Raw genomic sequence first — 26,824 nt, 5'->3', positions numbered from 1 at the left:
TTGACTGGCCCCAAGCCTAGGGCCAGGTGACAGGCAGCCGACAATGAATAAAGATGGGTCACCTATAAACAAAGGTTATGGACTTGCCATGCGCCTGCGTCATATCGAAATCTTCCAGGCCATCCGCCAGACCGGCTCCGTCAGCGCCGCCGCGCAGCTGTTGCACGTTTCGCAACCGGCGGTGACCAAGGTGCTGCAGCACGCCGAGTTGCAGTTGGGCTTTCCGCTGTTTTTACGGGTGCGCGGCAAACTGCAGCCCACACCGGAAGCGTTGGCGCTGGAAAGCGAAGTCGAGAAAGTCACCGAAAGCCTGCAAGGCGTGCGGCGCCTGGCCAAGAGCCTGCGCCGCAAGCCGGGCCAAAGTGTGCGCATTGGCGCGATTCCGGCCCTGGCCCTGTCGCTGCTGCCGCCGGCCATTCTGGAATGGAAGCGCGACTACCCGGACATTGCCTGTGAACTGTCCAGCGACCATAGCCGCGAGCTGGTGCAGAAGCTGTTGATGCGTGAGATTGACCTGGCGCTGACGCTGAACTTCTCCGGCCATCCCGGGCTGACCACGCAGGTGCTGGCCAGCGGCGTGTTGGTGGCGTTGGCGTCCAAGGGCTATTGGTCGGATGCCGAGCTGAGCAAACCACTGCCCTTGGCTGACCTGGCGGGTGCGCCACTGGTTGGCTTGTCCAGTGCCGACCCATTGGCCGCCAAGCTCGACAGCTACCTGGAAAACGTCGACCCGCCGCCACGGGTGAGTATTGCCGTGCAGACTTATTCTCTGGCGCGGGCGATGGTGGAATCCGGTGCCGGGTTGACGGTGATCGACCCGTTCACCGCCCTCGGCGCGTCGACGGCGACCACCTGCATTCGCCCGCTGACGCCGCCATTGCCGATCACCCTGTACGCCCTGACCCGCGCGGATGAGCCGCCGCCGCATATGTTGGCGAACTTGCTGCAGATCTTCGGCAAGCGCGCCCGCGAATTGCTCGAACGCCTCTAAGGACACCACCTATCCAATGTGGGAGCTGGCTTGCCTGCGATAGCGGTATTGAATGTGCCGACGCTATCGCAGGCAAGCCAGCTCCCACACAAGCCAGCTCCCAAAAATACCAGCTCCCACAGGTCAGAGCACGTAGTGCATTATCGCCACAAAGTGCAGCAAACTGCCGCCGATCACAAACAAATGCCAGATCCCATGGGAATGGCGCAGGCGATCCTCCAGGGCGAAAAAGATGATGCCGACGGTGTACAACACCCCGCCCGACGCCAGCCAGATAAACCCCGCCGTGCCCAGCGCGGCAAGCAATGGCTTGACCGCCACCAGCACAATCCAGCCCATCACCGCATAGATCACAATCGACAGAATCCGCGCCTCAGACCTTGGCTTGATCTCCTGCAAAATGCCGATCACCGCCAGCCCCCACACGATTCCAAACAGCGTCCAACCCCACGGCCCGCGCAGCGTCACCAGGCAAAAGGGTGTGTAGCTGCCGGCAATCAGCAGGTAGATCGAAAAGTGATCAACCTTCTGCATGATCTCTTTTCGCCGCCCCTGCACGCTGTGGTACACGGTGGACGCGCTGTACAGCACCAGCAGGGTAAAACCATAAATCGCGACACTGACGATCTTCCAGGGGCTGCCGTCCAGGCTCGCCACCACCAACATCCACACTGCGCCGACAAAAGCGGCAACCGCCCCGGCCAAATGGCTCCAGGCGTTGAATCGTTCCCCGTGATACATGTGTCACTCACCTCGAATAACCGTTACCACATGGTTGTGCCAGGACCATTCTGACGCTACAGGCACTGTTGCAGGTAACACGCATTTCTTCATTTGCCCAAACACACACGCCGATAGCTCATTCACGTCATCCTGTGGGAGCTGGCTTGCCGGGTGCGGTTGTGACCGTGCGCGGGCTGTACCTGTTCCCTTCGGTACACCCGCCCGGTGCTGGGCCTGTGCAGCGCATGGCTGGGAGTGAACGGGTTTTAGGGGCACAATCGATGGCATTCGAACCCGAGCCACGGCCATGCTGATCGACGAAGAATTCACCCTCAAGAAGCTGGAAATCTTCCTGGCGTTCATGCGCACCGGCAACCTCGCCCGCGCCGCTGCCGAGTTGCAAACCAGCAACGTCAGCGTGCACCGCGCTATCCACTCGCTGGAAAATGCGCTGCGCTGCCCGTTGTTCAAACACGAAGGGCGCAACCTCACCCCGCTGGAAAGTGCTTATGTGCTGGAGGAACGCGCCCAAAAGCTGGTAGCCGACGTGGTCGACAGCGTGCGCCTGACCCGCGAAGCCGCCGGCTTTTCCGCCGAGCGCTTCAAGCTGGGCTCGCTGTATTCGCTGACGGTCAAAACTGTGCCGCAACTGATCATGGGCCTGAAAATCAGGCGCAGCGAACTCAATATCGACCTGATTCTGGGCTCCAACTTCGACCTGCTGTACAAGCTCAAGAACATGGAGGTGGACGCGATCCTGATCTCCCTCGACGACCACGCCAACGACCCCGACTGCGAACAGATCGCGCTGTTTTCCGACGACATCTTCCTCGCCACACCGGCCGATTCACCCTTCGACCGCGAGCAGCAGATCGACCTGGCGGATGTGCGCGACGCGACCTTCATCACCCTCACCCAAGGCTTCGCCACCCATCAGGACGGCAACCGGGTGTTCAAGCAGGCGGGGTTTGAGCCGAAGGTGGCGATGCAGGTGAACGACATCTTCACGCTGTTGAGCATGGTCAGTTCAGGCGTGGGTTATGCGTTGCTGCCAGGGCGGATTGCAGCGGTGTATGAGAACCGCGTGAAGCTCATACCGCTGCAGCCGCGGTATCGGTTGCAGCAGCATATTGGCGTGGTGTTCTTGAAGGCCAAGGAGCGTGATCCGAATTTGCTGGCGTTGCTGGCGGAGTGTCGGATGTACGCCAACCGCCAAACCTGACACCGATCGTTCCCACGCTCTGCGTGGGAATGCAGCCCTGGACGCTCCGCGTCTGCTCTTAAAGGCGTGACGCGGAGCGTCACATGAGGCATTCCCACGCGGAGCGTGGGAACGATCATTAATGAGGCCGGCTCAGGTCAGCCCACCAACCCGCGCATCAGCAAAAACAGCAACGACGGTCCCAGCAGACAGCCCAGCGCCGTGTAAAACGCCGCCGTCAGGCAACCATATGGCACCAGCTTCGGATCAGTTGCCGCCAAGCCACCTGCCACACCGCTCGAAGTGCCCATCAGCCCGCCGAAGATCACCGCACTGCGTGGGTTATTCAGCCCGATCAACGGCGCCACAAATGGCGTCATCACCATCACCAGGATGGCCTTGATCAACCCGGCGGCAATCGACAGCGCCATGACCTCGGAGCTGGCACCAATCGCCGCGCCCGTCACCGGGCCAACGATGTAGGTCACGGCGCCCGCACCAATGGTGGTGAGGCTCACGGCATCGGTATAACCAAACGCCATCGCCACTCCAACGCCAGCCACGAACGAGGAACCCACGCCGACAAACAGCGCCAGCACGCCCACATAACCGGCGCGCTTGAGTTCATCCACACTCACGCCAAACGCCGTGGCAACAATGGCAAAGTCGCGCAGCATCGCACCACCCAGCAGGCCGATGCCCGACAGCAACGGAATATCCACAACACCCTTGGCGCCGCCGGTAAACGCGCCGCCCACATACGACAGCACCAGCCCGAGCAAAATGGCGATGGCCGAACCGTGCAGTCGGCCTTTGGTGAAGGTGTCGGAGATCCAATAGGACACCCACATGGTCAAGCCGATCACGGCAAAACCACTGATCAGGCCGTAACCGGTGATCACTTTCATCATGGATTCGTACATGGCGATCACCCGGCTTCTTTAGTGGGAACAACCGCAACAGGCTTGCGGTTGCCGATGCGCACTAACACCGGTACCAGGGCAAAACCCAGCACTACAGCGAGCGTGCCGGCCAGAATCGCCATCGGCCCGCCCTTGATTGCGCCATACACGTTTTGTTGGGCCGCCATCGCTACCACAATAGGGATATACACCGCCGCCCAGAAGCTCACGCCCTGCTCCGACTTGCCGGTAAACAGCCCACGTTTACTGAGGTAACTGCCCAGGCCGATCAACAGCAACATGGCGATACCTACCCCGCCGACGTTGGCCGGGATACCCATCCACTTGCCCAGCAACTCACCGATAAACAGGCCGATCAACGTACACAGCGCCAGAAACGCCACACCGTAGATAATCATTGTTGTAGTCCTCAAAGTGCTTCATCGAAATTGTTGTTTTTGTGCTTCGAAAGCCTTGGGTGCTGCTTTATCGGTGGCGGCGCTCCTCCTCTTGCAGCAGGGCCTGCAAGGTGTCCAGGCGTGCGCCTTCATAGGCGATTGCGCTGCCTTGCTCGAAGACACGCCGGGACAGGCCGGTAAGTACCGCGCCAGGCGGCAGCTCGATTTGCAGGCGCACACCGCGCTCGTAAGCGCTTTGCACGGTGCCGCGCCAGTCGACGATGCGGCACATGTTGAAGGCCAGGTCGTCGCGCAGTTGCTCGGGGTTGTGGATAGGTCGCGCGCGGGTGCTGCTCAGGTAGGTGATGCGTGGCGTCTTGAGCGTTACAAACGCCTGCGCCAATGCCTCGGCGGGTTCATTCAGCAGCACGCAGTGGGATGGCACGCTCACGGCCAGGCGTTTGGCCACGCCGTTGCCTTTGATGCGTTGCGCGACACGCTGCATGGCGTCGTCACTGCCGGCGATGACGGTCTGGTTGTCGGTGTTGATATTGGCCAGGTACACCGGGGTTTGTGGGCTGTGGATTTCGGCCAGCAGCGTTTCGACTGTGGATAACTGCGGGCCGATGATCGCAGTCATGCCGTAGCCTTGTGGATAAGCGTTTTGCATCAGTTCGCCGCGCAGGCTCACCAGCTTTACCGCATCGGCAAACGCCAGCGCACCGGCAATGACGGCTGCCGGATAAGCGCCGATGGACAGGCCCGCCACGTAATCAGGCGTGTGTTGCAATTGGCGGGCATGAGCCACGCCGGTGATCAACAGGCAGAGTTGCACGGCACGCGTGCTGGCCAGGGCTTGGGCCGAATCGAGCAGGCTTGCGTCTTCGCCCAGTGCATCACTGGCTTCTTCCAGGACGTGGGCAGGCAACCCTTGCAGCATGCCCGTGCGCTGGGCGCCCTGCCCTGGAAATACCAGAAGGCTGCTCATGCCACGGCCTGCCAGGGGTCGAGTACAAGGTGCGCGCCGTGGGTGGTTTTAAGCAGCACACGGCGTGATTCACCTGCCCACTCGCGCAAAGCGACAGCACCGAATGGGGTTTGCAGTTGCAGGTCGACGGCGCATTCGGCCGCGTCCAACAACGCCAGCAGATTGCGTGCAGCGATGCGCTCAAGTGGCTCGGGCGTGCACAGCATCAAATCCAGATCGCTCTTGGCATGCAGTGCTTCAATGCCGCTGGCCAGCTCGAAACCTGCACTGCCGGTGACGCCCCAGTCTTGTTGCGCCAGCACCGGGCGCAATTGATCCAGTGCGCGCAGTGCCGGCAAATCCCGTGACGAGCTCACACTGCGCAAGTCTTGCGGCTTCACACGCCGTTGCACCGCCAAAAGGGGCATCACCGTCGCAAAACGCTGCTCACGCAAGCGCCCGCGCACACCGACGGCCACGTAACCCGGCTCGGCCGTGGCGCGACGCACCACCACCGGGTGACCGCCGCTGATCACGTCCCGCACCCAGGCTGGTGCGTCAGCGGGCAGATGCGCCGGGGTCATGCCCCAGAGCAAGTCGTGAGCGTTCACCATTGCTCCCGCAGCAGTTGGCGCACGTGGCTTGAGGCGGCGCGATTGCTCGCACCGAGGCGCCCTTTCAGATCCGGGCTGTGGATATCTTCAATGGCCTGCAACAGGCAATCGCTGACCCGCGTCACGTCGTCCGCCGTGGGCTGCTCAATCTGGCTGACCTCCAGGGTTTTCCAAAGCAAACCGAGGCTGGCATAGCTGTCGATGTCGTAGGCCATGGGCGGCACGCTGGCAGCCAGGGCTTCGAGTTCTTCCACACTGCGCAAGGTCACCCGCGCCGCGGAAGCTTTGCCCATGGCGTGCACCATCACGCCAGGGTCACGCAGGGCGATCATGCGGTTGGCCTGATAGCCGTGAGCGAGAAACGCACCGGACATGGCTTTGCCCACCAGCAGCGCAATCACCGGGTGCCCGGCCAAGCGAGCGCGGGCATAGCTGTCGGCGGCGGCGGCCAGGGCCTGATGGATGCCGAGGGCTTCTTCGCGACGGCCATAGGCTTGGCTCGGCACATCGACGATGGCGATGATCGGGCGTTTGTCGCCCTTCTCGATGACGTCGTCGACAGCCTTGGCAAGGCCCCAACCCTCCAGTAAACCGACTTCGCCGTTGCGCGCACGCGGGAAACGATTTTGCGCGTCGGTGACCACGGCAATAAAGCGCACGGCCTGCTCACCCACTACGCCGTCTGCAACCTTCAATGAGTCGGGCAACCCTTCGACAGGCGTTGCACCGGCGCTCAATGCGTTGAACCACTGCAAGCCTCTCATGGGCGATCTCCTTGATACAGGTCGCGCACCGTCGCGGGGTCTATTTGCGGCGTTGCGTCCAGCTCGGTAAGGCGCGCCAGGTAGAAGTCGATCTGACGGCTGCGCTGCTGCTCGGGCAAACCCTGTTGCAGCAAGGCGCTGACGGTCTGTTGGATCTGCGCCACATCGTCGGCCACATAACGGTCGGCCAGGCCGCTGTTGAAGCGTTGCTCGCCGCCGGTAAGGCTCCAGATAAACGGCCGGTCGCGGGAGTCGTACTCTTCCAGGCCCGCTTCCTGCTCGATCACTTGTGGGCCATTCAAGCCCAGGCGTGCTTCGCGGGTGACCACCAGATAACTGCACAACCCGGCGGCGATGGACATGCCACCAAAACAACCCACACTGCCCGCCACCACACCGACGACCGGCTGGTACTGGCGCAGGTCGACAATCGCCGCATGGATATCGGCAATCGCCGCCAGCCCAAGGTTGGCTTCCTGCAAGCGCACACCGCCGGTTTCCAGCAGCAGCACGGCACGGGTCGGAACACCGTTGCGGTTATCTTCAGCCGCCAGTTCGAGGGCACCAGCGATTTTCGCGCCGCCCACTTCACCGAGGCTACCGCCCTGGAAATTGCCCTCAATGGCAGCAATCACCACCGGCAACCCGGCGATGCTGCCCTTGGCGATCACCACGCCGTCATCCGCTTGCGGCACCACGCCTTGGCGGCTGAGCCACGGCGACATCACGCGCTGGAACGGGTCGATCAGTTCACGGTAAGTGCCGCTGTCCAGCAGCGCCTTGGCCCGCTGCCGGGCACCGAGTTCGACGAAGCTGTGCTTGTTGAGTAAATCAGTCATGGCCGATCTCCTCAAAACCCTGCTCCAGGCGCAAACGCACCACGCCGGGGGTGGCGCCGAAGTCGTGGATATCAATCTTCAAGGCCGGCGGCGTGTGTTCCTGGAAGATCCGTTCGAACAGGTGCTGCCAGCGTTGCTCGGCGCCATTCACGGAGGTCTGCACTTGGATGGTCAGCGTGCCGGGCGTGCCCGGTTCCAGCAGCACTTCCAGGTCGCCGGAGCCGACGCAACCCACCAGCGCACGGCCTTTGGGCGGCTGCCCGGCGGGGAATTCAAAGGATAAGGTTTCCATCAAAACGCTCCGTCGAGGCGGTCGATAAACAGGCAGGCGGCCAACAGGTCGGCGGCGCCGCCGGGGGAGGCATTCAGGGCCAGGAGTTGCTGGTCGAGTTCGTGCAGTTGGCGGCGCCCGGCGAGGCTCGCGCTGCCGCCTGCATCCAGCACCGCCTGGGCGCCGTGCTGCATGGCGTACAGGCCTTCGGTGCCGGCGCGGTAGAGCACGCAGGTATCGGCCAGGTCGGTCATGATCGCGAGCAAGGCATCCAGGCGCGCATTCTGTTCACCGGCGTTTTGCCGGCGGCTTTTGTGCAACTGCGGCAGGCCGCGTTGCACCACGGCAGGGAAGCCCAATTGCGCTTCTTCACGGGCGCCGCGTGCGCCGTAGCGCTGCGCGACTTGCGCGCCATGGCTCAGCGGTTGCGGGGCGTAGCGGTCAGTGAGCAAGGCCAGTTTGGCGGCGGTGAGCGTGACGGCGCGTGGTTGCAGAGCCGCTGCGGCAGTGAGCAAACCGAGGGCCCAAATCGCGCCGCGATGGGTATTCACGCCTTGGGTGGTGGCGAGCATGGCTTGCTCACCTTCGCGACCAATGCGCCCGAGGGCTTCGCGCAAGGGCAAGCCGACTTCACCGAACTCAAGCGCCGCTTCGGCCATTTCCTTGAACATCGGCCACAACGACAGCGCGGAGGCGTGCATCAGGCCCAGGTGCAAATCGCTATGGGCGCCATTGCCGCGACGGTCTACCAATGCGGGTTTGGGCGACAGGTCAGCCTCATCAATCAAGGCATCCACGGCCATATCCGCCAGGCGATCGGCGAGGCTCAGTTCATGCAGTTTGAGGGCGCGCATTTACCAGCTCCTGAACTTGGCGGGCGGGTTGTACAGGCCACCGGACCAGTCCACCAGGTCGGCTACGCTCTTGGCGGCGAGCAGCTCGCGGGTGGCGTCGGTGCGACGAATGCCGAGGTCTTCGGGCAAGGCAATCAAGCCTTCGCGGCGCATGCGCGCGGTGTCCTTGGGGTTGTGGCGCATGCCGATGGCGGTAACGCCTGCAACGGCGGCGATCATCGCCTGGCGCTCTTCCAGCGAGCGCGCCTTATACAGATAGGCGATGCCTTCTTCGGTAAGCAGGTGAGTAACGTCGTCACCGTAGATCATGATCGGCGCCAGCGGCATGCCGCTTTTGCGCGCCACTTCCACGGCGTCGAGGGTTTCGACGAAGGTGGGTTTGCCGCCTTCCTGGAAGGTCTCAACCATTTGCACCACGAGCTTTTTGCCGCGTTCCAGTAAAGCCTCCGGCGCGTCATCGTGGCGCATATCGAGCCAGGCTGGCGTGCCGTGGCGGCGGCCGCGTGGGTCGTGGCCCATGTTCGGCGCACCACCAAAACCGGCGAGACGGCCACGGGTAACGGTGCTGGAATGCCCGTCGCCATCCACTTGCAGGGTAGCGCCGATAAACAGGTCCACCGCGTATTGGCCGGCCAGTTGGCAGAACATCCGGTTGGAACGCATCGAACCGTCGCGGCCGGTGAAGAACACATCCGGGCGTGCGGCGATGTAGTTCTCCATGCCCAGTTCGGTGCCGAAGCAATGCACGCTTTCCACCCAGCCGCTTTCAATCGCGGGGATCAGGGTGGGGTGCGGGTTGAGGGTCCAGTTGCGGCAGATTTTGCCCTTGAGGCCCAGGGACTCGCCGTAGGTCGGCAGGATCAACTCAATGGCGGCAGTGTTGAAACCGATGCCGTGGTTGAGCGACTGCACATTGTGTTTTTCGTAGATGCCACGGATCGCCATCATCGCCATCAGCACATGCACCGGCTTGATATGACGCGGGTCGCGGGTGAACAGCGGTTCGATATAGAACGGCTTGTCGGCCACCACCACAAAATCCACCCAGCTCGCCGGGATGTCGACGCGGGGCAAGTCAGTGACGTCGTCCACCAACTGGTTGACCTGCACGATGACGATGCCGTCACTGAACGCGGCGGGTTCGATGAGTGCCGGCGTGTCTTCGGTGCTGGCGCCGGTGTAGATATTGCCGGCACGATCAGCCATAAAACCGGCCGAAAGCACCACGTTGGGGATCAGGTCCACCACCAGCCGTGCGTAGAGTTCGATGTAGGTGTGGATCGCACCGATTTCCAGCAGGCCGTCTTCGAGCAACTGGCTGATGCGCAGGGATTGGGTGCCGGCAAAAGAGAAATCCAGCTTGCGCGCGATGCCTTTTTCAAACAGGTCCAGGTGCTCGGAACGCCCGACACTGGGCATGATCATGTGCAAATCGTGGAGCTTGGCCGGGTCGGCCTTGGCCAGGGAGCGCGAGAGAAAATCGGCTTGCTTCTGGTTGTTGCCTTCCAGCACCACACGGTCGCCGGGCAGGATCAGCGCTTCCAGCGCCTCGACGATTTTGTCACTGGGCAACACCGCCCCGTCTGCGTATTTTTTAACCAGCCCGAGCCGCCGCTGCTTCTCGTCGCGCCGCCGCGTCCAGCGCGAATCGGGGGTGATGGTTGTTGTCATGGTCGCTCCACGGGGTTTGCTATCGTGGGCTGTACCTTAGGAGTGAATGTGGGGGGCATCAATCAAGCCCGGCGGCGGATCGTTACGGCTGGAGTAACGGAACATCAGTGAATGCGGGATTCAAGCCAAATGAAAATCAAAAGGTGGGAGCTGGCTTGCCTGCGATGGCGGTGGGTCAGCTGTGGATAGGTCAACTGACAGCCCGCTATCGCAGGCAAGCCAGCTCCCACATTGGATTGACGGTGTCGCGAGGACTCGCGTCATTCCCACCGATGAATAGCCAACACTTCTTCCACTTTGCGAAGCAGCATTGTCGCGCCTTCCATCAACTGCCCAAGCAACGCCTCATCCTCATCCATATATCCTTCATATTCCGCCAGGTTGCGGCGCTCATGACACAGCGCCAATAACCTCACCTGCACCTTCTTGGCGTCGACGGTATGAATCAGGCATTGAAAAACCAAATAGCGTTTGTCGGAGCGATACCCGCGCAGGCGCAGCGGTGTGAGCGCGATAGCGTGGGCGGCGTTGTATGCCAAGTCGAAACGACTGGCGAATGCTAATTGCGGGTTACCTGCATCCCTCCACCGATCACGCGCCGAGCGCATCAGCCCATCACACTCTTTGCGATCCGGCGGCTCAGCCTTCAAGCCACCACTACGTTGCAGGTTTTCCAGGTTTGCCTTGCTGTCCATCCATGGACTCCTGAGGGTTGCCCCCCATCAGATTGATCTTGTCCTGCTGCACGACCCGCTGCACAAAACTGTTCCCGGCACTCCATTTGCTGGTCCAGTCTTCAGGGGTGTAAAGCGTCGGGTTGATGGTGCGGCCCAGCTGCTCTTCCAGCGGCATGAGCTGCTCCATGACTTCACTGTAGTTGAGGCTTTGGCCGATCAGCATCAGATCTATGTCACTGGATGAGTGCGCCTCGCCCTTGGCGATGGAGCCGTAGATAAAGGCCCAGGTTATCTGCTCGGCGAATGGTGCCAATGCATTGCGCAAGGGTTCGTCCAGGCTCAGGGTCTTGCGCACGATGGCCAACAACTCCGAGTAAATCGGGCATTGGGGGTTGGCTTGGTAGTGGGTCTGATTGCCTTGGCGCGTCATGCTCAAGATGCCCGCCAGTTGCAAACGCTCCAGCTCGCGGGTGAGGCTGCCTTTGCCCACTTGAGCCGAGCGTGCGATTTCATTGGTGTAGAAACTTTGATCGGGCTTGCCGAAAAGCAGGCCCAGCACTTTTTGCTGGGTGTTGGTGAAGAGTGCGGTGCTGAGCGGCAAGGTTTGCATGGCTGCGGCCAAAGAGTCCCAAAAAGGGAACGATAGGTCCCTTTTTGGGAACGATCAAGTAATCCGTGACCTACGGCTACATTCAGGCTGCCGCACAGAGCCAGCTCCCATATTTGCTCGAGGTGCTTGTTAGATAGCGGTCCCTTTTTGGGACTGCTTAGCCAGGGCTGACTTGTTCCAGTGCTCTATCGACCAACAGCTGACTCAGCTCTGCCATTTGCTGAATCGCCAACATACTCGCGCGCTGGGCGGGATCCAGGTCGAAGGCCAAGTTGGAGGTTAGTGCGTTGAGGGAGCACAGGGTTTCGCTGGCGTTGGCCAGTAGAGCTTCGGTGTTTTGGTGGGGGTTTACGGTGAAGAGGGGCGGATTAGGGGTAGGTTTGATCATGATGAAGCTCCTAAACAGTCAGTAAGGAGCGCCACCGTTCGCTTGCACGCGAATGAGGGTGGCGACCGTGCGCAGGTGTGCAAGACCGGGCCTGTTTAGGACACCCAGCAGGTCCGAAGACCTCCTGCGCGCAGCCGCCATAAAGCAGCGAGCACAAAAAACGCCCGTGGTTGGCTGGGCGTTTGTACGCCTAAACAGTTTCGTCGGACTTGCACGTCCGTGTCACCGTTTTTCGATGACGGGACGAAGACTAGCTGCCATGACTACCCACAACAAGTTCATGCACAGCCCGAAATCTTGCAGGAAAATTCCGAAGGCTGGGCACAACGCTCACGGCAAAAACGCTTCCTGTGGCGAGCGGGCTTGCCCCGCGTTGGGTTGCGAAGCGGCCCCAGCAAGGTAAACGCGGTGTATCAGGCAAACCGAGTCGGCAGGTTTGGGGGCTGCTGCGCAGCCCAACGCGGGGCAAGCCCGCTCGCCACAGAGAATATTCCGACAAGGTTTTCAGGTTGTTGCTTGGAACCCGGCCCTCTAGTCTTTTTTCTCCACCGAACATCACCACGGGCGAACATTATGAACCCGACCATCAAACCCAATATAGGCATGCACAACCCACCTCACCCAGGTGAAATCCTGCTTGAAGATGTGATCCCGGCCTTGGGCATTACCATCACCGAAATGGCACGACGCCTGGGCTTTGCCCGCGAGACATTTTCAAGGATCTTGCATGGGCATGCGCCTGTCAGCCCAGACCTTGCCGTGAGGTTGGAGCGGGCCGGTGTAAGTACAGCGCAGCTATGGTTGTCGATGCAAAGTGCTACGATTTGTGGCAAGCCGAGCATCGGGAGCAGCCGGTGATTGAGCGGTTTGCGCGGATTGATTGAGGTCTTGAGCCGAACACATCCAGTGTGGGAGCTGGCTTGCCTGCGATGGCGGTGGATCAGCTAGAAGTTGTCGATTGACAGTCCGCTATCGCCTCCCACAGCCGCCATGACTACCCACAACAAGTTCATGCACAGCTCGAAATCTTGCAAGAAAATTCCGAAGGCTCATCTACCTCGATCAGTCCTCGCTGCTCCCCTCTTCTCGCTCTTCAAATGCGGATCGTACGGCTTCCACAACACGATCTGCGCGGTCTGCATCGTCCAACTGGGGATACGTTTTCTTCAATTTCCCTGATACCTGCCAGCCATTTTCCTTCAGAGAGCGAATGATTCGGCTCGCGTCCTGATCAGGCATTTCCAGCACTTCTTTGAGACGCTCCTGGGCACACTGAAAGATGACCAGCACACGCGCCTCATCTGCCATCTCGGTGCGTACCGTATGCGTCACGACCTGCGCCATGTACAGGACGTGCTCGGTCAAATCGGGATAGCGCCATGCGAACTGCGCGTCGGCGTAGTCATCGAAGACCAGGTTGCTTGAGGTGCCGTCTTCGTAGACAGCAACTTTTCCAAAACGATAGGACGCTGCGTAGCGTTGCATAAATGGCCGCGAAAACACCTCCAGCGTTTGATCGTATCGCGCCCGGAATTCAATCGAACTCGTGATAGTGGCCGATACCGGCAGGATTACGCCGGCTGGCACTGCCTTGTCACGGATCAAGGTGTCGTTGATCAGGAAGCGATGGATCCGTCCGTTGCCGTCCCGCATGGGGTGGATATATACAAATGCGAAGGCAATGGCTGCAGCCCTGGCCAGTGGCTCGGCACCGCGTGTAGCCAGCTCAAATGCTTTCAGGCCATCAAGCAGTTGCGGTAGCACCTCAAATGGCGGCGCGATGTAGTGCACGATGTCCTCGCGCATGGTCGCCTGCCCGACGAAGACTGGAGAGTGTCGCAGGCCAAGCCCCAGTGCCTCATCCCCCAAAATACCGGCTTGTAACGTGTGCAAGCTGTCGCTGCTCAACGGCTCCTCGATATGGCCGCAATACTTGGCGATCACATGGGCAAAGCGCTGGATCCTGTCGACTTTGTCCGCTTCCTTCTCGATCAAAAAGCTGGCACGCGACTCCTTGAGAGTCAGCCAACTGGCCGTGCGCATCAGGATGTCGATACCAAAGGTTTGGTTCAGCTCGCGCAGGGCCGCACCCAAGTCAAATTGCAGCGCCTCTTGAACGAACTCGGTACGACGGACAACAGGGCAGAACGCTGCGACACCGGGAAGATTATTGTTGATGCGCCAGCGCCGCACCCGCATTGGCTCAACACGGGTCAGGTATTGCTGTGCGGATATGGCATCGACGTAACCACCATTGGTGACATCTGGCACATCCAGGCGCTGTCCGGTCAGCCACTCGTATAGAAACCCAGTGCGGCGGGCGTATTGACCAAAGGGGGCTTGCCGGCACCAGGCTTCGATAGGCTCAGGGCCGATAGCCGCAAACAGACGGGCAAAAAATTCGAGATGAATTTCTTCGTACTTCAGCCCAAATTCGAAATGTCCCGCGAAGTCGTCAGTCGGCTGGTAACTGGCGGGATACCTGCGTTCGACATGTCCATCGCTCTCACGGCTCATGCGTGTCGTACCGATTACCGACTCGACGCGCAGCGGTTGTGCAAGCGCGATACTGTGGCGGTCGGCGAGCGCCTGGAAGCCTACTGACATTATCGAATCCTCTAACGAACGCTAAAAAATGATAACTATCAGGGGATAGTAGGCGAAAACGATAATTTCGTGACCTCTTAAAACGCTAAAACTCACTTGAATTTGATAATAAATACACTATTCGCGTTGAAAACGATAAAACCTCAGTTTCGATCGTTCCCACGCTCTGCGTGGGAATGCTGCCTGGGAAGCTCCGCGTCCCGCCAGGCAGTGCAAGGCTCAAGACCAGCGCAAGGGTGACGCGGAGCGTCACGGGATGCATTCCCACGCGGAGCGTGGGAACGATCATTGCAGTCAGGCCAGGCCAGACTCGACCAACAACGCTTCCAACCCCATCAAATCCGGCACCTTCGCCACGTGCTCGCCCACCTGCACCGCCGCCAGCTCCAGCGGGCACAGTGGCACGTCTACGTAGCTCAACTCGCTGTCGAGCTTGTACGAGCGGGGAATGCCCTGGATCACCAGCGCAATAAACTTCAATGTCGGCCGCCCGCCCAGTGCGTTCAGCACCACGATGCGCGAGCGCTCGGCGGTCAAGATCGCTTCGCCGCAAACGGCTTCAAAGCTGATCAGGGGTATTTGCCGGTCGCGCCAGGTCACTTGCCGCAAGTACCACGGCGGCGCATCGCTGGCCGGTTCGCCGCGCTGGAAGTCGATCAATTCGGCGATGGCCACATTGGGCAGCACCAAGTGGCGGTCAGCCAAGGGCAGCAGCAGGCCGGTGAGTTGGCTGGTGCGGTGGTCAAGCATGGGACTTGCTCCAGTAGGCGATGCTTTCCAGCAGCACCGACTCCTGGTACGGCTTGCCGAGGTAGTCGTTGACGCCGATGGCCATGGCGCGGTCGCGGTGTTTCTGGCCGGTGCGCGAGGTGATCATGATGATCGGCAGGCGCATCAGGCGCGGGTCGTTGCGCACCTGGATCGCCACTTCGAAGCCGTCCATGCGCGGCATTTCGATGTCGAGCAGCATCAGGTCCGGGGTGTGTTCTTCGAGCAAGGCAATAGCGTCGATGCCGTCTTTGGCGGTGAGCACGTTCATGCCGTTGCGTTCCAGCAGCCGGCTGGTGACTTTGCGCACGGTGACCGAATCGTCCACCACCAGCACCAGCAGCGGGCGCTTTTTCAGCGGGTCGTTGAGGATCAGCGGCGCGTCGATCGCCTGGGCCGGCAAGGCCGGTTGGCGTGCGCGGATGTGCGCGAGCAGATCAATGATCAGCACCACGCGGCCATCACCCAGGATGGTCGCGCCGGACAAGCCCTGCACGCCCGCAAACTGCGGCCCCAGGCCCTTCACCACTATCTCCCGCGTACCGACCATGGCATCCACATGCACCGCCACGCGCCGTTCGTTGTATTGCACCAGCAGCATCGGCACCGGCTGGTATTGGCCGAGCAATTTCGGGCGGCTGACGGTATGCAGCAAGTCGCCAAGGTAGAACAATTCGTAACGCTGGCCGCCATATTCATAACGCGGCGGGTCTTGCTGATAGTGCCCGGCCAGCTCGTGGGGCAGCACACGCACCAGGCCTTCGATGGTGTTGAGCGGGATCGCATATTGATCATCCGCGCACTGCACCATCAACGCCCGGTTGACCGACACGGTAAATGGCAGGCGAATGCGAAAGTGCACGCCCGCACCGGGCGTGGAGTCAATCACCATGGAGCCGCCAAGCTGGCGCACTTCTTCGTGCACCACGTCCATGCCCACGCCGCGCCCGGAAATCTGGGTGATCTTTTCCGCCGTCGAGAAGCCCGGTTGCAGGATGAACTGCAACACGTCACGGTCGCTGATCTCTTGATGAGGGCCGAGCAGGCCGCGCTTGATCGCCTTGCGCCGCACCGCGTCCAGCGGCACACCGGCGCCGTCGTCACGCATGTCGAACACGATATCGCCGCCTTCGTGGGTCAGGTCCAGGGTGATACGACCCTTCTCCGGCTTGCCCGCCAGCACACGTGCTTCGCGGGACTCCAGGCCATGGTCGACGGCGTTGCGCAGCATGTGTTCCAGCGGCGCGGCCATACGTTCCAGCACGTTGCGGTCCATCTCGCCTTCGGCATTACCGACCACGAACTCCACGTCCTTGCCCAACTCCTGCGCCACCTGCCGCACGATGCGCTTGAGGCGCGGCAGCATGCGTTCAAACGGCACCATGCGGGTGCGCATCAGGCCTTCTTGCAACTCGGTGTTGATACGCGCCTGTTGCTGCAACAGGTTGTGGGCATCCTGGTTGCGGCGGTCGAGGGTTTCCTTGAGGTCCAGCAGGTCGGAAGCGGATTCGGACAGCGCACGGGACAGTTGCTGCAACTGCGAATGGCGGTCCATTTCCAGCGGGTCGAATTCTTCATAACCCAAGCGCTCGGCCTCGGCCTGCTGACGGCTGAGGATACGGCCCTGGGTTTCGCTGTCGAGGCGGCGCAGTTGGTCGCGCATGCGCTCAATGGTGGTTTCGACCTCGTTGAGGGCCGTGCGCGCATCATTGACCTGCTGCTCGATGCGCCCCCGGAAGATCGAGGTTTCACCGGCCAGGTTGACCAGATCATCGAGCAAATCGGCGGAGATTTTCACCATGTCCGCAGCCGGGTCGACAACCGCTTCGGCCTTGCCGGCGGGCAGTGCAACCGGCGCCAGCGGCTCATCGCTCGGGTGCACCAGGCTCTTGATCCGCTCGATCAGCTTGTCCACCGAGCCCACCGGTAAACCGTCCGCCACGGCATCGATCATCTGCGCCAGGCGGTCGTGGCAACCTTGCAGCAGCGAAAACAGTTCCGGCGACGGCGCCAGCAAACCGGCCGACAACCCTTCGTAGAGAAATTCCAGCTCATGGGCCAGATCGCCAATCGGCCCGATCTCGACCATGCGCGCGCCGCCCTTGAGGGTGTGCAGGTCACGCAGCAGGGTTTCCACTTCCTGACGATTGTTCGGCTCAGCCTGCCAACGCACCAGCGCGCTGCCGGAGCTGTCGAGAATATCGGCGGCTTCTTCCAGGAAAATTTCCAGCAACTCGGGGTCGGCGGTCGCCACTTCGGGCGCTGCAACCGGGGCCGCGGGCATGCTGCTGTGGCGCAACTCGCGCAGTTGCGCGATCAAGTCGCTGGAGTCGCTGAGGGGTTGTTGGTCTTGCAGTTGATCGAGCTGCAAGGCCAGCCGCTCGTGACTGGCCATCAACACTTGGGACAACTCGGTGGAGTAGCTGTAACGGCGGTCCACCAAACCTTCGTAGAGGCCTTCCAGCTCATGGGCGAGGTCGCCGACCGGGCCGATTTCGGCCATGCGCGCGCCACCCTTGAGGGTGTGCAAGTCTCGCTGCAATGAAGACAACGGCGCGGCGCTGTCGGGCTCCAGCAGCCAACGCTTGAGCGACTGCCCGGCGCTGTCGAGGATGTCCACGGCTTCTTCGAGGAAGATCTCGACGATCTCATCGTCCATCGCCGTGTCCTGGTTCAATTGCGCCGTGGCCGCACCCAATTCAGCGATGCTGAGTGTACGGCTGCCGTCGCTTTTGATCAGGCCGGTGGCCGACGGGTCGAGGGCTTCGTCGAGCAATTCGCGCAGGGCCTGCACCCGCGCCGGCGCCGGGCTGATTTCCTGACCCGCCGCCAACTGGTCGAGCATGTTGATCAGCGCGTCATGGGCCTGTTCAGCCTCGTGGAAAAACCGCTCGCTGACCGCCAGGCTGCTCTCCTCCACCGCGCCGTAGAGGTCAAGCAAGGCTTCGCAGAGCTCGTCGATGCTGTGCAGGTCGGCGATATGCGCGCCCTCGCCCAAGGTGGTCAACTCGTCCAGCAGCGCGGTGAGTTCCTGACGTTCGCCGGGGTGCTGCTGCCAGCGGCGCAACAGGCTTTCGGCGTCGAGCAGGATGTCCATGCCTTGGGCCAGGAAATCAGCGATCAACTGCGGGTCGCGTTTGATGCGCAGGCCTGTGTTCGGCGCGTCGAGCAAGGCTTGCAGTTGTTGGTCGAGCAGGCGTTGGGTGCGGCTGATCAAGTCCGGCGCGCCTTTGATCGGCACCAGCGGGTCGCTGTCCAGTTGACGCAGGCCGCGCTGGAGCAAGCCTTCGGCTTCCAGCAGCAGTTCCACTTCGTCCAGGTCCAGCGGCAGGCGGTGGGCCTTGTACTCACGGGTCAGGTGATCCAACGGCCGCGCCAGTTCGGCAATCGGCAATACGCCGGCCATGTAGGCACTGCCTTTGAGGGTGTGCAGGGCGCGTTGCAGCTCATCGCTGACTTGCAGCGGCACATGCTCGGCGGCCTGTTGCAGGAAGTGGTTGATGCTCTCCAGGTGGCTCTGGGCTTCGTTGCGGAAGATCTCCAGCAGCATCGGGTCGTGGGGCTCGGCCTTAGCACTGCCACTGGTCTCTGTTGCACTGCCACTGGCCAGGGCATGGGCACGGGCGGCCAGGGCGTCAACTTCATCGCGCTGGTGTTGGTCGTCGGTAGCGAAGTCGGCGATCAATTCGGGCAGCAGGGCCACCGCTTCATCCAGAACGTGTTGCACGTCGGGGTCGAGGGCCACGCTGCGTTCGAGCACGCGATTGAGCAGGTTTTCCACCGCCCAGGCCAGCTCGGCCAGCACCAGGGCGCGGACCATGCGGCCACTGCCTTTGAGCGTGTGAAAAGCCCGGCGCATTTCGCCCTGGGCGGTTTTGTCGGCGCTGTTGGGCAGGTGGCGGTGCAGCACGTCGAGGACTTCGTCGGTTTCTTCGAGGAAGACTTCACGCAGTTCATCGTCGATGGGTTCTTCATCGGCCGGCGGCGGCAGCAAACTGCCGGGGCGATGCAGCGCCGGCGGGTTCAGGCGCGTGATCGGGCTGGCCAAGGCATCGAACTGGGACTGGCTCGGCGTGCTGTCGGCCGACAATGCACCCTCTGGCGCAACCAGCGCCTGACGCCAGGGCTTCTCGACGGGCAGGTAACCCAGCGCGGCCAAGCCTTGGGTGGCCAGTTCCAGCACGCGTTCGCCCGCGGCGTCAGCGTCCTGGAGCATGCGTTCCAGGTAGTACTCAAGGCTGCTGATCACCTCGGCAAAATGCGCCAACTGCGCCTGGGTCGGCGGCGCGTCGTTGACCATCAACTGTTCGTCGACGTAATCGGTGCAACCCCGCATCAGGCTCGCTGCGCGTGGCAGTGGAATCATCGCCAAGGCGCCGCGCACCTGGCTGAGCAGCTCCGGCAGCGATTCCAGGCGTTGGCGGTCCCAGTCGGCTTCGATGCAGTCGATCACCAGTTCTTTAGCCTGGCGCAGGCATTGGCAGGACTCGCGGATCACCAGTTGATGAATCTGCGTCAGGTCGGTGGTGGGCAGGCGGCTTTCTTCGCGGCTTTCCGGTTCGACGGTGCCGACCATGCCGGCCAGTGTGGCCTCGACATAGAGCAAGGCGCCGGCGACGTCCATCAGTACGGCGTCGTTGGGTTCGCGGTGACCTTGCACCAGGCTCAACACCACGGCGAGCTGGTCGATGATCACCTTGCGCGGCTGGCCGAAGCCCAGCACGGCCAAGGTATCAGCGATCTGCCGCAATGGCGCCAGCAGCGCATCCAGGTCGTCGGTGTGCTGGCGGTCGCTGCGCACGAACAAGTCGAGGCGTTCCTTGACCCGCACCAGTTCCTCACACAATGCGCCAAGCACCGAGCCCATCGCATTGCGGTCCGGCCCGGCCAGGCGCGCCCGCTCGGCGTCGACCACGGCACTGTCGGGCAAGGCCTCGTCCAGGCCGTAGCGCTCTTTCAGGCTTTGCATGCGCGGCGTCGGCCGGGTGACCTTGGCCACATAAAACAGCAGGCTCTTGAGCAGTTCGTCGGGCGCCGGCTGGTTGATACCGCCGATGCCCTGAGCCAGCAAACGCTTGAGTTGCTTGTCACTGGCCTTGAGCAGGCTGCGCAGCGCCGGGCTGTTGGCGATCACGCCAGTGAGCATGCCTTCGACCAGCGCCGAGGTGACTTGCCACAACGGCAACAGCGGCGCGCCCTGGCACAGCGCTTCGAGGCGCGCGAACACCCGCGCCATGTCTTCGAGGTTGCTCGGGCCATGGTCTTCGCGCAGCAGGCCGGCCAAGGCTTGTTGCAAAAGGTGGTGCCACTGGCGCAGTTGTTCGTGCAGTTCTGGCACTGCGCGCTGGGCCAGGGCTTCGTCGGGCAACGCTGAAATCGACAGCAGTTGCGGGCTGAACAGGCTGGTTTCCGACAACAGGCTTTCGCCGCGCGCGCTGCGCAGGTCGTTAAGCAGCGGCAACACCACCAGCGGCAGGTCGCGGCGGGCGCTGTGTACGCGGTCCAGATACAACGGCAATTGGCTGAGGGCTTGTTGCAGCAGGCGGATGCTTTCATCGCGCTGGCCGACGCGCTCGGCTTGCAGGGCCAGGGTGAGTTCTTCGATCTCTTCAGCGAGCAGGGCTGCGCCGTAAAACTCGACCATCTGCAGCGCGCCATGCACTTGGTGGATGGCGGCCAGGCACTCGGCGATGGCGTCGCTGTCGTGGGTTTCGACAAACGCATCCAGCGCCGAACGGGCCTGTTTCAGGGTTTCGGCAATGTCGCCCTTGACCCATTCGAGGGCCACGTAGTCGTGCCGATCAACCATAACTGCTCCGCTTAAAATTTATGAGTTGCTGGTGTTGCCAAGAACAATGGAGATCACCTGTGGGAGCTGGCTTGCCTGCGATAGCGGACTGTCAGTTGATACCTGCGCAACTGACCCACCGCTATCGCAGGCAAGCCAGCTCCCACATCAGATAGCATTTCAATCATCGGCCTGTTTAGGCGGCGGCAGGGTGAAACCCGACACCGACCGGCGCAACTGGCTGGCCATTTTTGCCAGGTTGCCGATGCTTTCCGCCGTGGCCGTAGAACCCGACGACGTCTGCGTGGTGATCTGCTGAATCACATTCATCGTCAGCGAAATCTGCCCCGCCGATGAGGTCTGTTGCTGCGCCGCATTGGAGATGCTCTGAATCAGCGCCGCCAGGGTCTTCGACACGCCTTCGATCTCTTCCAGCGCCACGCCCGCGTCCTGGGCCAGCCGCGCACCGCGTACCACTTCGGTGGTGGTCTGCTCCATGGAGATAACCGCTTCGTTGGTGTCGGCCTGAATCGCCCGCACCAGGGTTTCGATTTGCCGGGTGGCGGCGGATGAACGCTCGGCCAGCCTTTGCACCTCATCGGCCACCACCGCAAAACCGCGCCCGGCGTCACCGGCCATGCTCGCCTGGATGGCGGCGTTGAGGGCGAGGATGTTGGTCTGGTCGGCAATGTCGTCGATCAGGCTGACGATGTCGCCAATCTCCTGGGAAGACTCGCCCAGCCGCTTGATGCGCTTAGCGGTGTCCTGGATCTGTTCGCGGATGTTGTCCATGCCATGGATGGTGTTGTGCACCACCTCGTTGCCCTTGTTGGCGATTTCCACCGAGCGCTCCGCCACGGCCGAAGATTCGGCGGCGTTGGCCGACACTTGATCGATGGACTGCGCCATCTGGTTGATCGCCGTAGAGGCTTCGGCGATCTGCTGGGCTTGGTGCTCAGAAGCCTGGGCCAGGTGCATGGCGGTGGCCTGGGTGTCCTGCACCGCACCGGCCACTTGCCCGGCGGTGAGGTTGATGGTGGCGACCAGATCGCGCAGCTGGTCCACGGAGTAGTTGATGGAGTCGGCGATGGTGCCGGTGAAGTCCTCGGTGACCGAGGCGGTCACGGTGAGGTCGCCGTCGGCCAGGTCTTCGATTTCATCCAGCAGGCGCATGATCGCGTTCTGATTGCGCTCGTTCTTCTCGGCGGTTTCATGCAGTTGGCGGTTGGTTTCGCGCACCATCACCAGGCCGATCAGAATAATCGAGGCCAGCGCCAGCAAACCCAGTACATAACCGCCAATGGTGTCGAAACTGCGCCCGCTGGCGAGGTTTTCAAACCCGGTGGCCAAGTGCGAGGCTTCATCGAGCAGGGTTTGCGACAGGTTGAAGATATTGCTCGCCGAGGCCCGTACCTGGAACAGTTGCGGCGAGGTCTCGAGGATTTCATCCACGGAGCCGGAGACAAACTCGAACAGCTCTGAAATTTCCGCCAGCCGCGCACGCGCGTCATAGTCTTCGACCTGGGTAATGCGCAAGCCCGGGTTGCCATTGAGCATGCCGTTGAGCACCACACCGAAGCGGCTGGCATCGCGGCCAAAGGCATCGGCTGCCTGCACGGCGGTTTCGTCGCCCGCCAGCACCGTGTTGACGGCGCCTAAAATGCGCTCGGCCAACAGCGACTGGCGTTGCGCCAACGCTACCTGGCTGGCCGGTGCGCCACGTTGCAGCAGGATATCCACGACCTTTTCCGATTCCATCTGCAATTGCGGCACGGTTTCGGCGAGGGTCGCGGCCACTTGATGCAGGGACAGCACGGTTTGCTCGCTGGCGAGGATCGCGTCGGTGTTTTTCAGCAGCGCTTCCCAGTCGGTCTGCACCGCACGCATTTCCGCACGAACCGCACTGGGCGCGGCGGGCAGGCCGGTGTCGGTATCACCCTTTTTCAGGTAGCCCCAGCGCTGGGCAAAGTCGTTGCGCGCATCGCCCAGCAATTTAAACGCGGCGGCCTTGCCGGCGGCGGCTTCGGTGGCGTTTTTGGCGATGCGTTGGGACAGCACACGCAGCTCACCGGCGTGGCCGATGTACTGCTTGTCGTATGTGGACTGGGTGTTGAGGTACGCGAAGTTGGCAAACAGCAGCATGATGAACACGATCAGTGCGATAAACAGCACGATGATCTGTGAGCGGCTGCGCGACGCGGCCTGGGGTTTGGGCGTGGTGACGGTGGTCATGCGGCAACATCCATAAAGCCCGGGGCCTGGGCCAGAGCGAAGGGGCTGAAGACTTGCCACGACTGATCGCTGTCGAACTCGCCCTGGATAAACGGCGCGGCTGGGGCAGTACTCACCAACAATGCGTCTTGTGCGAAATGCTGCATGCCCACTACCTCGTCTACCAGCAGCCCGACAAACAGGTCGTTGTACTCGACCACCAGCACCCGCCGCTGCTTGCGTGCCTTGGACAGTTCCAGGCCGAGAAAACCGCCCAGGTCCATCACCGGCAGCAAACGCCCGCGCAGGTTGGCCACGCCCTTGACCCACGGCTTGACGCCGGGCATCAAGGTGCAACGCGGCTCATGCAGCACTTCGGCGACCTCGCCCATCGGCGCCACGTACCAGTGGGGCCCCAGGCGAAAGCCGATCCCGCTCCAGCGTTGCAGGCGGGCTTCCTGGGACGGCAGGTCGGCGGCCAGCAGGCGGCAGCGGCGGTCGATGTCCAGCAGCAGCTCGAAGGCGGTTTGCGACTCGGTCATGATCGCGAGCCTTTAGCCGGCCAGTACCTTGTTCAGGGTGGCGATCAGGGTGTCTTCGTCCACCGGCTTGGTCAGGTAATCCTTGGCGCCCTGGCGCGCGCCCCAGATCTTGTCGGTTTCCTGATCCTTGGTGGTGATGATGATGATCGGAATGCCGTTGGTTTCCGGCTCCTTGGACAGCTGGCGGGTAGCCTGGAAGCCGTTGAGGCCCGGCATCACGATGTCCATCAGCACGGCGTCGGGTTTTTCCTGACGGGCCAGGGCCACGCCGTCCGCGCCGTTTTCGGCCTTGAGCACCACGTGGCCGTGCTTTTCCAGCATGCCGGTGAGTTTGTACATTTCAGTCGGCGAATCGTCGACGATCAGAACGCGTGCCATGGTTTTCCCCACTACATTGGTCGGCGCCGGCCCTTGTGAGGCGGCGTCAGTGTGCTTGTTCTACTGCGGCGAACCCCGGCACGTAAGCCTTGATTGCGCCCAGCAGTTCTTCCTTGCTGAAAGGCTTGGTCAAAAACTGATCGACACCCACGATGCGCCCCTTGGCCTTGTCGAACAGGCCGTCTTTGGACGACAGCATGATCACCGGTATCGACTTGAACGCCGGGTTGTTCTTCACCAGGGCGCAGGTCTGGTAGCCATCCAGGCGCGGCATCATGATGTCGACAAAGATAATGTGCGGGTGATGATCAACAATCCGGGCCAGGGCATCGAAACCGTCGATGGCCGTGATCACATCGCAGCCCACGTTCTTCAACAGCGTCTCGGCCGTGCGGCGGATCGTTTTCGAATCGTCGATCACCATCACTCTCAAGGCGTTGGAATGCTGTTCCATATCTGCTCTACCATCGCCACAGCGAATCGGTTTTCGGTGTGTACTGCCTGATGTTGCACAGGATGAGCGCCGCAAGCCTTGGAATTCAAGGGCTGCTGCGCCGTGGCAGTCTTTTTAGCACAGTCTCCGGGCGCAATCTATCGAGCAACCGGCCAGGTGGTTTTTCCTTGACCCACAACAGCCGCAGCGCCACTCTGACGCCACTTTTATGCGCCCTAATTTGCTAGAGGAAATCCCCCATGAGCGTTCGCGTCGGCATTGTCATGGACCCTATCGCCAGCATTTCCTATAAAAAGGACAGCTCGCTGGCCATGCTTCTGGCCGCCCAGGCCCGCGGCTGGACGTTGTTCTATATGGAGCAGCGTGATCTTTACCAGGGCGACGGCGAAGCCCGCGCACGCATGCGCCCGTTGCAGGTGTTTGCCAACCCGGAGAAGTGGTTTGAGCTGTCGGACGAAATCGACAGCCCGTTGAGCGATCTGGACGTGATCCTGATGCGCAAGGACCCGCCGTTCGACATGGAGTTCGTCTACTCCACTTACCTGCTCGAGCAGGCCGAGCGCGCCGGTGTGCTGATCGTCAACAAGCCGCAGAGCCTGCGCGACTGCAATGAAAAGCTGTTCGCCACGCTGTTTCCGCAGTGCACGCCGCCGACCGTGGTCAGCCGCCGCGCCGACGTGCTGCGTGAATTCGCCGCCAAACACGGTGATGTGATCCTCAAGCCGCTGGATGGCATGGGCGGCACGTCGATCTTCCGTCACCGCGCCGGCGACCCGAACCTGTCGGTGATCCTGGAAACCCTGACCGCGCTGGGCACCCAGCAGATCATGGGCCAGGCTTATATCCCGGCGATCAAGGACGGCGACAAACGCATCCTGATGATCGACGGCGAACCGGTGGATTACTGCCTGGCGCGTATTCCGGCGGCAGGCGAGACCCGTGGCAACCTGGCGGCCGGTGGTCGTGGTGAGGCACGCCCATTGTCGGACAAAGACCGTTGGATCGCCTCTCAGGTTGGCCCGACCCTGCGGGAAAAAGGCCTGCTGTTTGTAGGACTAGACGTAATTGGTGAAAACCTCACCGAAATCAACGTCACCAGCCCGACCTGTATTCGCGAGATCGACAACGCATTTGGCACGAACATCGGCGAAATGCTGATGGCAGCCATTGAGCGCAAGCTACAAGCCAAGTGACATAGAACAGCCGGACACACACCAACATTGCGTTATCATGCGCCACCTGTGAAACGCGCGATGTTGGTTTTTTTGTCATGACACTCCCGTCCGATCTGCCCCCCGAACTCTCCCCCAGCGGCGTGCGCCCGGCTGATCGGCTCGGATTTACCCTGTTCCTGGCCGCCCTGATCCACCTCGCCCTACTCCTCGGCCTGGGCTTCACCTACGTCGAACCCAAGCAGATCAGCAAAACCCTGGAAATCACCCTCGCCACGTTCAAGAGCGAAAAAAAGCCCGAAAAGGCCGACTTTCTCGCCCAGGACAACCAGCAAGGCAGTGGCACCCTCGACAAGAAGGCCGTGCCCAAGACCACCGAAGTGGCGCCCTTCCAGGACAACAAGGTCAATAAAGTCACGCCGCCACCCGCCCCCAAGCCCGAGGTCAAGCAGGCGGCGCCCAAGGCTGCCGTGACCACCGTCGCGCCGAAACCGCAAAAAGCTGCGACCCAGCGCGAGAAAACCAAGACCGAGCCGACGCCTGAGCCCGTCAAACCGGCGCCGACCTTCGACAGCTCACAACTTTCCGACCAGATTTCCAGCCTCGAAGCCGAACTGGCCAATGAGCAACAGCTGTATGCCAAGCGCCCGCGCATCTACCGCCTGAATGCCGCGTCGACCATGCGCGACAAAGGCGCCTGGTATAAGGACGAGTGGCGCAAGAAAGTCGAGCGCATCGGCAACCTCAACTACCCGGATGAGGCGCGGCGCCAGCAAATCTATGGCAATTTGCGTCTTCTGGTGTCGATCAACCGCGACGGTTCGTTGTATGAAGTGCAGGTGCTGGAGTCGTCCGGCCAGCCACTGCTGGACCAGGCCGCCCAGCGCATCGTGCGCCTGGCTGCGCCTTTCGCGCCGTTTACCGGGGATTTGAACGACATCGACCGCCTGGAAATCATCCGCACCTGGAAGTTTGCCAGGGGCGATCGGCTGTCCAGCAACTGATGACAATGGATCGCTCCCACGCTCTGCGTG

The 26,824-nt window shown here is 61.6% G+C and carries 24 protein-coding genes and 1 pseudogene; 5 read left to right on the top strand and 20 right to left on the bottom strand.

The window, feature by feature from the left end; translation table 11 throughout:
• Positions 1-88: 88 nt before the first annotated feature.
• The gene (locus ASE80_RS03765) at positions 89-991 is read left to right on the top strand and encodes a LysR family transcriptional regulator (RefSeq protein ID WP_056857719.1); all 903 of its coding nucleotides are present in this window, start codon (positions 89-91) and stop codon (positions 989-991) included.
• A gap of 123 nt (positions 992-1,114) precedes the next feature.
• On the opposite strand, the gene trhA is transcribed toward ASE80_RS03765, so the two are convergent.
• A complete protein-coding gene (gene trhA / locus ASE80_RS03760; protein ID WP_056857718.1) occupies positions 1,115-1,732 on the bottom strand; it encodes a PAQR family membrane homeostasis protein TrhA in 618 nt (205 codons plus the stop codon).
• A 289-nt stretch (positions 1,733-2,021) separates the two neighbouring features.
• On the opposite strand from trhA, the gene ASE80_RS03755 reads away from it, so the two are divergent.
• Positions 2,022-2,936 (top strand): LysR family transcriptional regulator, encoded by a 915-nt coding sequence (locus ASE80_RS03755; protein WP_017139426.1) that lies wholly within the window; start codon positions 2,022-2,024, stop codon positions 2,934-2,936.
• A gap of 137 nt (positions 2,937-3,073) precedes the next feature.
• Here the strand turns inward: ASE80_RS03755 and madM are convergent, their stop codons facing one another.
• From madM to ASE80_RS03695, 12 genes are all read right to left on the bottom strand, one after another.
• The gene (gene madM, locus ASE80_RS03750; RefSeq protein ID WP_056857769.1) at positions 3,074-3,838 is read right to left on the bottom strand and encodes a malonate transporter subunit MadM; all 765 of its coding nucleotides are present in this window, start codon (positions 3,836-3,838) and stop codon (positions 3,074-3,076) included.
• A gap of 5 nt (positions 3,839-3,843) precedes the next feature.
• On the bottom strand, positions 3,844-4,236 hold the full coding sequence (gene madL / locus ASE80_RS03745; RefSeq protein ID WP_017139428.1) for a malonate transporter subunit MadL: 393 nt from the start codon (positions 4,234-4,236) through the stop codon (positions 3,844-3,846).
• Between the two features lie 67 nt (positions 4,237-4,303).
• Positions 4,304-5,203 (bottom strand): malonate decarboxylase subunit epsilon, encoded by a 900-nt coding sequence (gene mdcH, locus ASE80_RS03740; RefSeq protein ID WP_056857717.1) that lies wholly within the window; start codon positions 5,201-5,203, stop codon positions 4,304-4,306.
• Positions 5,200-5,796, bottom strand: a complete 597-nt coding sequence (locus ASE80_RS03735) for a malonate decarboxylase holo-ACP synthase (RefSeq protein ID WP_056857716.1) — start codon at positions 5,794-5,796, stop codon at positions 5,200-5,202. Before ASE80_RS03735 ends, mdcH begins: the two co-directional genes overlap by 4 nt.
• The gene (gene mdcE / locus ASE80_RS03730) at positions 5,790-6,560 is read right to left on the bottom strand and encodes a biotin-independent malonate decarboxylase subunit gamma (RefSeq protein WP_056857715.1); all 771 of its coding nucleotides are present in this window, start codon (positions 6,558-6,560) and stop codon (positions 5,790-5,792) included. Before mdcE ends, ASE80_RS03735 begins: the two co-directional genes overlap by 7 nt.
• A complete protein-coding gene (locus tag ASE80_RS03725; RefSeq protein WP_056857714.1) occupies positions 6,557-7,399 on the bottom strand; it encodes a biotin-independent malonate decarboxylase subunit beta in 843 nt (280 codons plus the stop codon). Before ASE80_RS03725 ends, mdcE begins: the two co-directional genes overlap by 4 nt.
• Positions 7,392-7,691, bottom strand: coding sequence for a malonate decarboxylase subunit delta (locus tag ASE80_RS03720; RefSeq protein WP_056857713.1), 300 nt, complete (start codon positions 7,689-7,691; stop codon positions 7,392-7,394). Before ASE80_RS03720 ends, ASE80_RS03725 begins: the two co-directional genes overlap by 8 nt.
• Complete coding sequence (locus ASE80_RS03715; protein ID WP_056857712.1) at positions 7,691-8,524, bottom strand: triphosphoribosyl-dephospho-CoA synthase; 834 nt, start codon at positions 8,522-8,524, stop codon at positions 7,691-7,693. The genes ASE80_RS03720 and ASE80_RS03715 overlap by 1 nt, the downstream gene beginning before the upstream one ends.
• On the bottom strand, positions 8,525-10,195 hold the full coding sequence (gene mdcA, locus ASE80_RS03710) for a malonate decarboxylase subunit alpha (RefSeq protein WP_056857711.1): 1,671 nt from the start codon (positions 10,193-10,195) through the stop codon (positions 8,525-8,527).
• Positions 10,196-10,455: 260 nt separating this feature from the next.
• Positions 10,456-10,890 carry a hypothetical protein gene (locus tag ASE80_RS03705; RefSeq protein WP_056857710.1) on the bottom strand — a complete coding sequence of 145 codons (435 nt, stop codon included), beginning with the start codon at positions 10,888-10,890 and terminating at the stop codon, positions 10,456-10,458.
• On the bottom strand, positions 10,853-11,482 hold the full coding sequence (locus ASE80_RS03700; protein WP_056857709.1) for a nucleotidyltransferase domain-containing protein: 630 nt from the start codon (positions 11,480-11,482) through the stop codon (positions 10,853-10,855). Before ASE80_RS03700 ends, ASE80_RS03705 begins: the two co-directional genes overlap by 38 nt.
• 157 nt (positions 11,483-11,639) lie before the next feature.
• The gene (locus ASE80_RS03695) at positions 11,640-11,870 is read right to left on the bottom strand and encodes a DUF6124 family protein (protein ID WP_056857708.1); all 231 of its coding nucleotides are present in this window, start codon (positions 11,868-11,870) and stop codon (positions 11,640-11,642) included.
• Between the two features lie 597 nt (positions 11,871-12,467).
• On the opposite strand from ASE80_RS03695, the pseudogene ASE80_RS29760 reads away from it, so the two are divergent.
• Positions 12,468-12,754 (top strand): annotated as a pseudogene (locus tag ASE80_RS29760) (HigA family addiction module antitoxin).
• 178 nt (positions 12,755-12,932) lie between these two features.
• On the opposite strand, the gene ASE80_RS03690 reads toward ASE80_RS29760, so the two are convergent.
• The 7 genes from ASE80_RS03690 to pilG all read right to left on the bottom strand — a co-directional run bounded on the left by ASE80_RS03690 (position 12,933) and on the right by pilG (position 24,618).
• Positions 12,933-14,477 (bottom strand): Fic family protein, encoded by a 1,545-nt coding sequence (locus tag ASE80_RS03690; protein WP_056857707.1) that lies wholly within the window; start codon positions 14,475-14,477, stop codon positions 12,933-12,935.
• 294 nt (positions 14,478-14,771) lie between these two features.
• The gene (locus ASE80_RS03685) at positions 14,772-15,227 is read right to left on the bottom strand and encodes a chemotaxis protein CheW (RefSeq protein WP_056857706.1); all 456 of its coding nucleotides are present in this window, start codon (positions 15,225-15,227) and stop codon (positions 14,772-14,774) included.
• The gene (locus ASE80_RS03680) at positions 15,220-21,054 is read right to left on the bottom strand and encodes an Hpt domain-containing protein (RefSeq protein ID WP_056857705.1); all 5,835 of its coding nucleotides are present in this window, start codon (positions 21,052-21,054) and stop codon (positions 15,220-15,222) included. The genes ASE80_RS03685 and ASE80_RS03680 overlap by 8 nt, the downstream gene beginning before the upstream one ends.
• A 159-nt stretch (positions 21,055-21,213) precedes the next feature.
• A complete protein-coding gene (locus tag ASE80_RS03675) occupies positions 21,214-23,265 on the bottom strand; it encodes a methyl-accepting chemotaxis protein (RefSeq protein WP_056857704.1) in 2,052 nt (683 codons plus the stop codon).
• Complete coding sequence (locus tag ASE80_RS03670; RefSeq protein ID WP_056857703.1) at positions 23,262-23,786, bottom strand: chemotaxis protein CheW; 525 nt, start codon at positions 23,784-23,786, stop codon at positions 23,262-23,264. Before ASE80_RS03670 ends, ASE80_RS03675 begins: the two co-directional genes overlap by 4 nt.
• 12 nt (positions 23,787-23,798) lie before the next feature.
• On the bottom strand, positions 23,799-24,164 hold the full coding sequence (gene pilH, locus ASE80_RS03665; RefSeq protein ID WP_017139442.1) for a twitching motility response regulator PilH: 366 nt from the start codon (positions 24,162-24,164) through the stop codon (positions 23,799-23,801).
• 46 nt (positions 24,165-24,210) lie between these two features.
• Positions 24,211-24,618, bottom strand: a complete 408-nt coding sequence (gene pilG, locus ASE80_RS03660) for a twitching motility response regulator PilG (protein WP_010564379.1) — start codon at positions 24,616-24,618, stop codon at positions 24,211-24,213.
• Positions 24,619-24,857: 239 nt separating this feature from the next.
• On the opposite strand from pilG, the gene gshB reads away from it, so the two are divergent.
• Together gshB and ASE80_RS03650 are read left to right on the top strand one after the other, a co-directional pair.
• Positions 24,858-25,811, top strand: a complete 954-nt coding sequence (gene gshB / locus ASE80_RS03655; protein WP_056857702.1) for a glutathione synthase — start codon at positions 24,858-24,860, stop codon at positions 25,809-25,811.
• 77 nt (positions 25,812-25,888) lie between these two features.
• The gene (locus ASE80_RS03650) at positions 25,889-26,794 is read left to right on the top strand and encodes an energy transducer TonB (protein ID WP_056857701.1); all 906 of its coding nucleotides are present in this window, start codon (positions 25,889-25,891) and stop codon (positions 26,792-26,794) included.
• Positions 26,795-26,824 lie beyond the last annotated feature (30 nt).

Source organism: Pseudomonas sp. Leaf15, assembly GCF_001421425.1.
Taxonomy (GTDB): domain Bacteria; phylum Pseudomonadota; class Gammaproteobacteria; order Pseudomonadales; family Pseudomonadaceae; genus Aquipseudomonas; species Aquipseudomonas salomonii.
The sequence above is the reverse complement of the archived record's forward strand: the minus strand, read 5'-3'. Positions and strand labels throughout refer to the sequence as shown.

Excerpts from the sequence above, each read along its gene's own strand:
- ASE80_RS03670 (WP_056857703.1), bottom strand. The coding sequence starts at position 23,786 with ATGACCGAGTCGCAAACCGCCTTCGAGCTGCTGCTGGACATCGACCGC.
- mdcA (WP_056857711.1), bottom strand. The coding sequence starts at position 10,195 with ATGACAACAACCATCACCCCCGATTCGCGCTGGACGCGGCGGCGCGAC.
- ASE80_RS03715 (WP_056857712.1), bottom strand. The coding sequence starts at position 8,524 with ATGCGCGCCCTCAAACTGCATGAACTGAGCCTCGCCGATCGCCTGGCG.
- ASE80_RS03735 (WP_056857716.1), bottom strand. The coding sequence starts at position 5,796 with ATGGTGAACGCTCACGACTTGCTCTGGGGCATGACCCCGGCGCATCTG.
- madL (WP_017139428.1), bottom strand. The coding sequence starts at position 4,236 with ATGATTATCTACGGTGTGGCGTTTCTGGCGCTGTGTACGTTGATCGGC.
- ASE80_RS03695 (WP_056857708.1), bottom strand. The coding sequence starts at position 11,870 with ATGATCAAACCTACCCCTAATCCGCCCCTCTTCACCGTAAACCCCCAC.
- pilG (WP_010564379.1), bottom strand. The coding sequence starts at position 24,618 with ATGGAACAGCATTCCAACGCCTTGAGAGTGATGGTGATCGACGATTCG.
- gshB (WP_056857702.1), top strand. The coding sequence starts at position 24,858 with ATGAGCGTTCGCGTCGGCATTGTCATGGACCCTATCGCCAGCATTTCC.
- ASE80_RS03680 (WP_056857705.1), bottom strand. The coding sequence starts at position 21,054 with ATGGTTGATCGGCACGACTACGTGGCCCTCGAATGGGTCAAGGGCGAC.
- trhA (WP_056857718.1), bottom strand. The coding sequence starts at position 1,732 with ATGTATCACGGGGAACGATTCAACGCCTGGAGCCATTTGGCCGGGGCG.
- ASE80_RS03685 (WP_056857706.1), bottom strand. The coding sequence starts at position 15,227 with ATGCTTGACCACCGCACCAGCCAACTCACCGGCCTGCTGCTGCCCTTG.
- ASE80_RS03725 (WP_056857714.1), bottom strand. The coding sequence starts at position 7,399 with ATGACTGATTTACTCAACAAGCACAGCTTCGTCGAACTCGGTGCCCGG.
- ASE80_RS03650 (WP_056857701.1), top strand. The coding sequence starts at position 25,889 with ATGACACTCCCGTCCGATCTGCCCCCCGAACTCTCCCCCAGCGGCGTG.
- madM (WP_056857769.1), bottom strand. The coding sequence starts at position 3,838 with ATGTACGAATCCATGATGAAAGTGATCACCGGTTACGGCCTGATCAGT.
- mdcE (WP_056857715.1), bottom strand. The coding sequence starts at position 6,560 with ATGAGAGGCTTGCAGTGGTTCAACGCATTGAGCGCCGGTGCAACGCCT.
- ASE80_RS03765 (WP_056857719.1), top strand. The coding sequence starts at position 89 with ATGCGCCTGCGTCATATCGAAATCTTCCAGGCCATCCGCCAGACCGGC.
- ASE80_RS03690 (WP_056857707.1), bottom strand. The coding sequence starts at position 14,477 with ATGTCAGTAGGCTTCCAGGCGCTCGCCGACCGCCACAGTATCGCGCTT.
- pilH (WP_017139442.1), bottom strand. The coding sequence starts at position 24,164 with ATGGCACGCGTTCTGATCGTCGACGATTCGCCGACTGAAATGTACAAA.
- ASE80_RS03675 (WP_056857704.1), bottom strand. The coding sequence starts at position 23,265 with ATGACCACCGTCACCACGCCCAAACCCCAGGCCGCGTCGCGCAGCCGC.
- ASE80_RS03720 (WP_056857713.1), bottom strand. The coding sequence starts at position 7,691 with ATGGAAACCTTATCCTTTGAATTCCCCGCCGGGCAGCCGCCCAAAGGC.
- ASE80_RS03700 (WP_056857709.1), bottom strand. The coding sequence starts at position 11,482 with ATGCAAACCTTGCCGCTCAGCACCGCACTCTTCACCAACACCCAGCAA.
- mdcH (WP_056857717.1), bottom strand. The coding sequence starts at position 5,203 with ATGAGCAGCCTTCTGGTATTTCCAGGGCAGGGCGCCCAGCGCACGGGC.
- ASE80_RS03755 (WP_017139426.1), top strand. The coding sequence starts at position 2,022 with ATGCTGATCGACGAAGAATTCACCCTCAAGAAGCTGGAAATCTTCCTG.
- ASE80_RS03705 (WP_056857710.1), bottom strand. The coding sequence starts at position 10,890 with ATGGACAGCAAGGCAAACCTGGAAAACCTGCAACGTAGTGGTGGCTTG.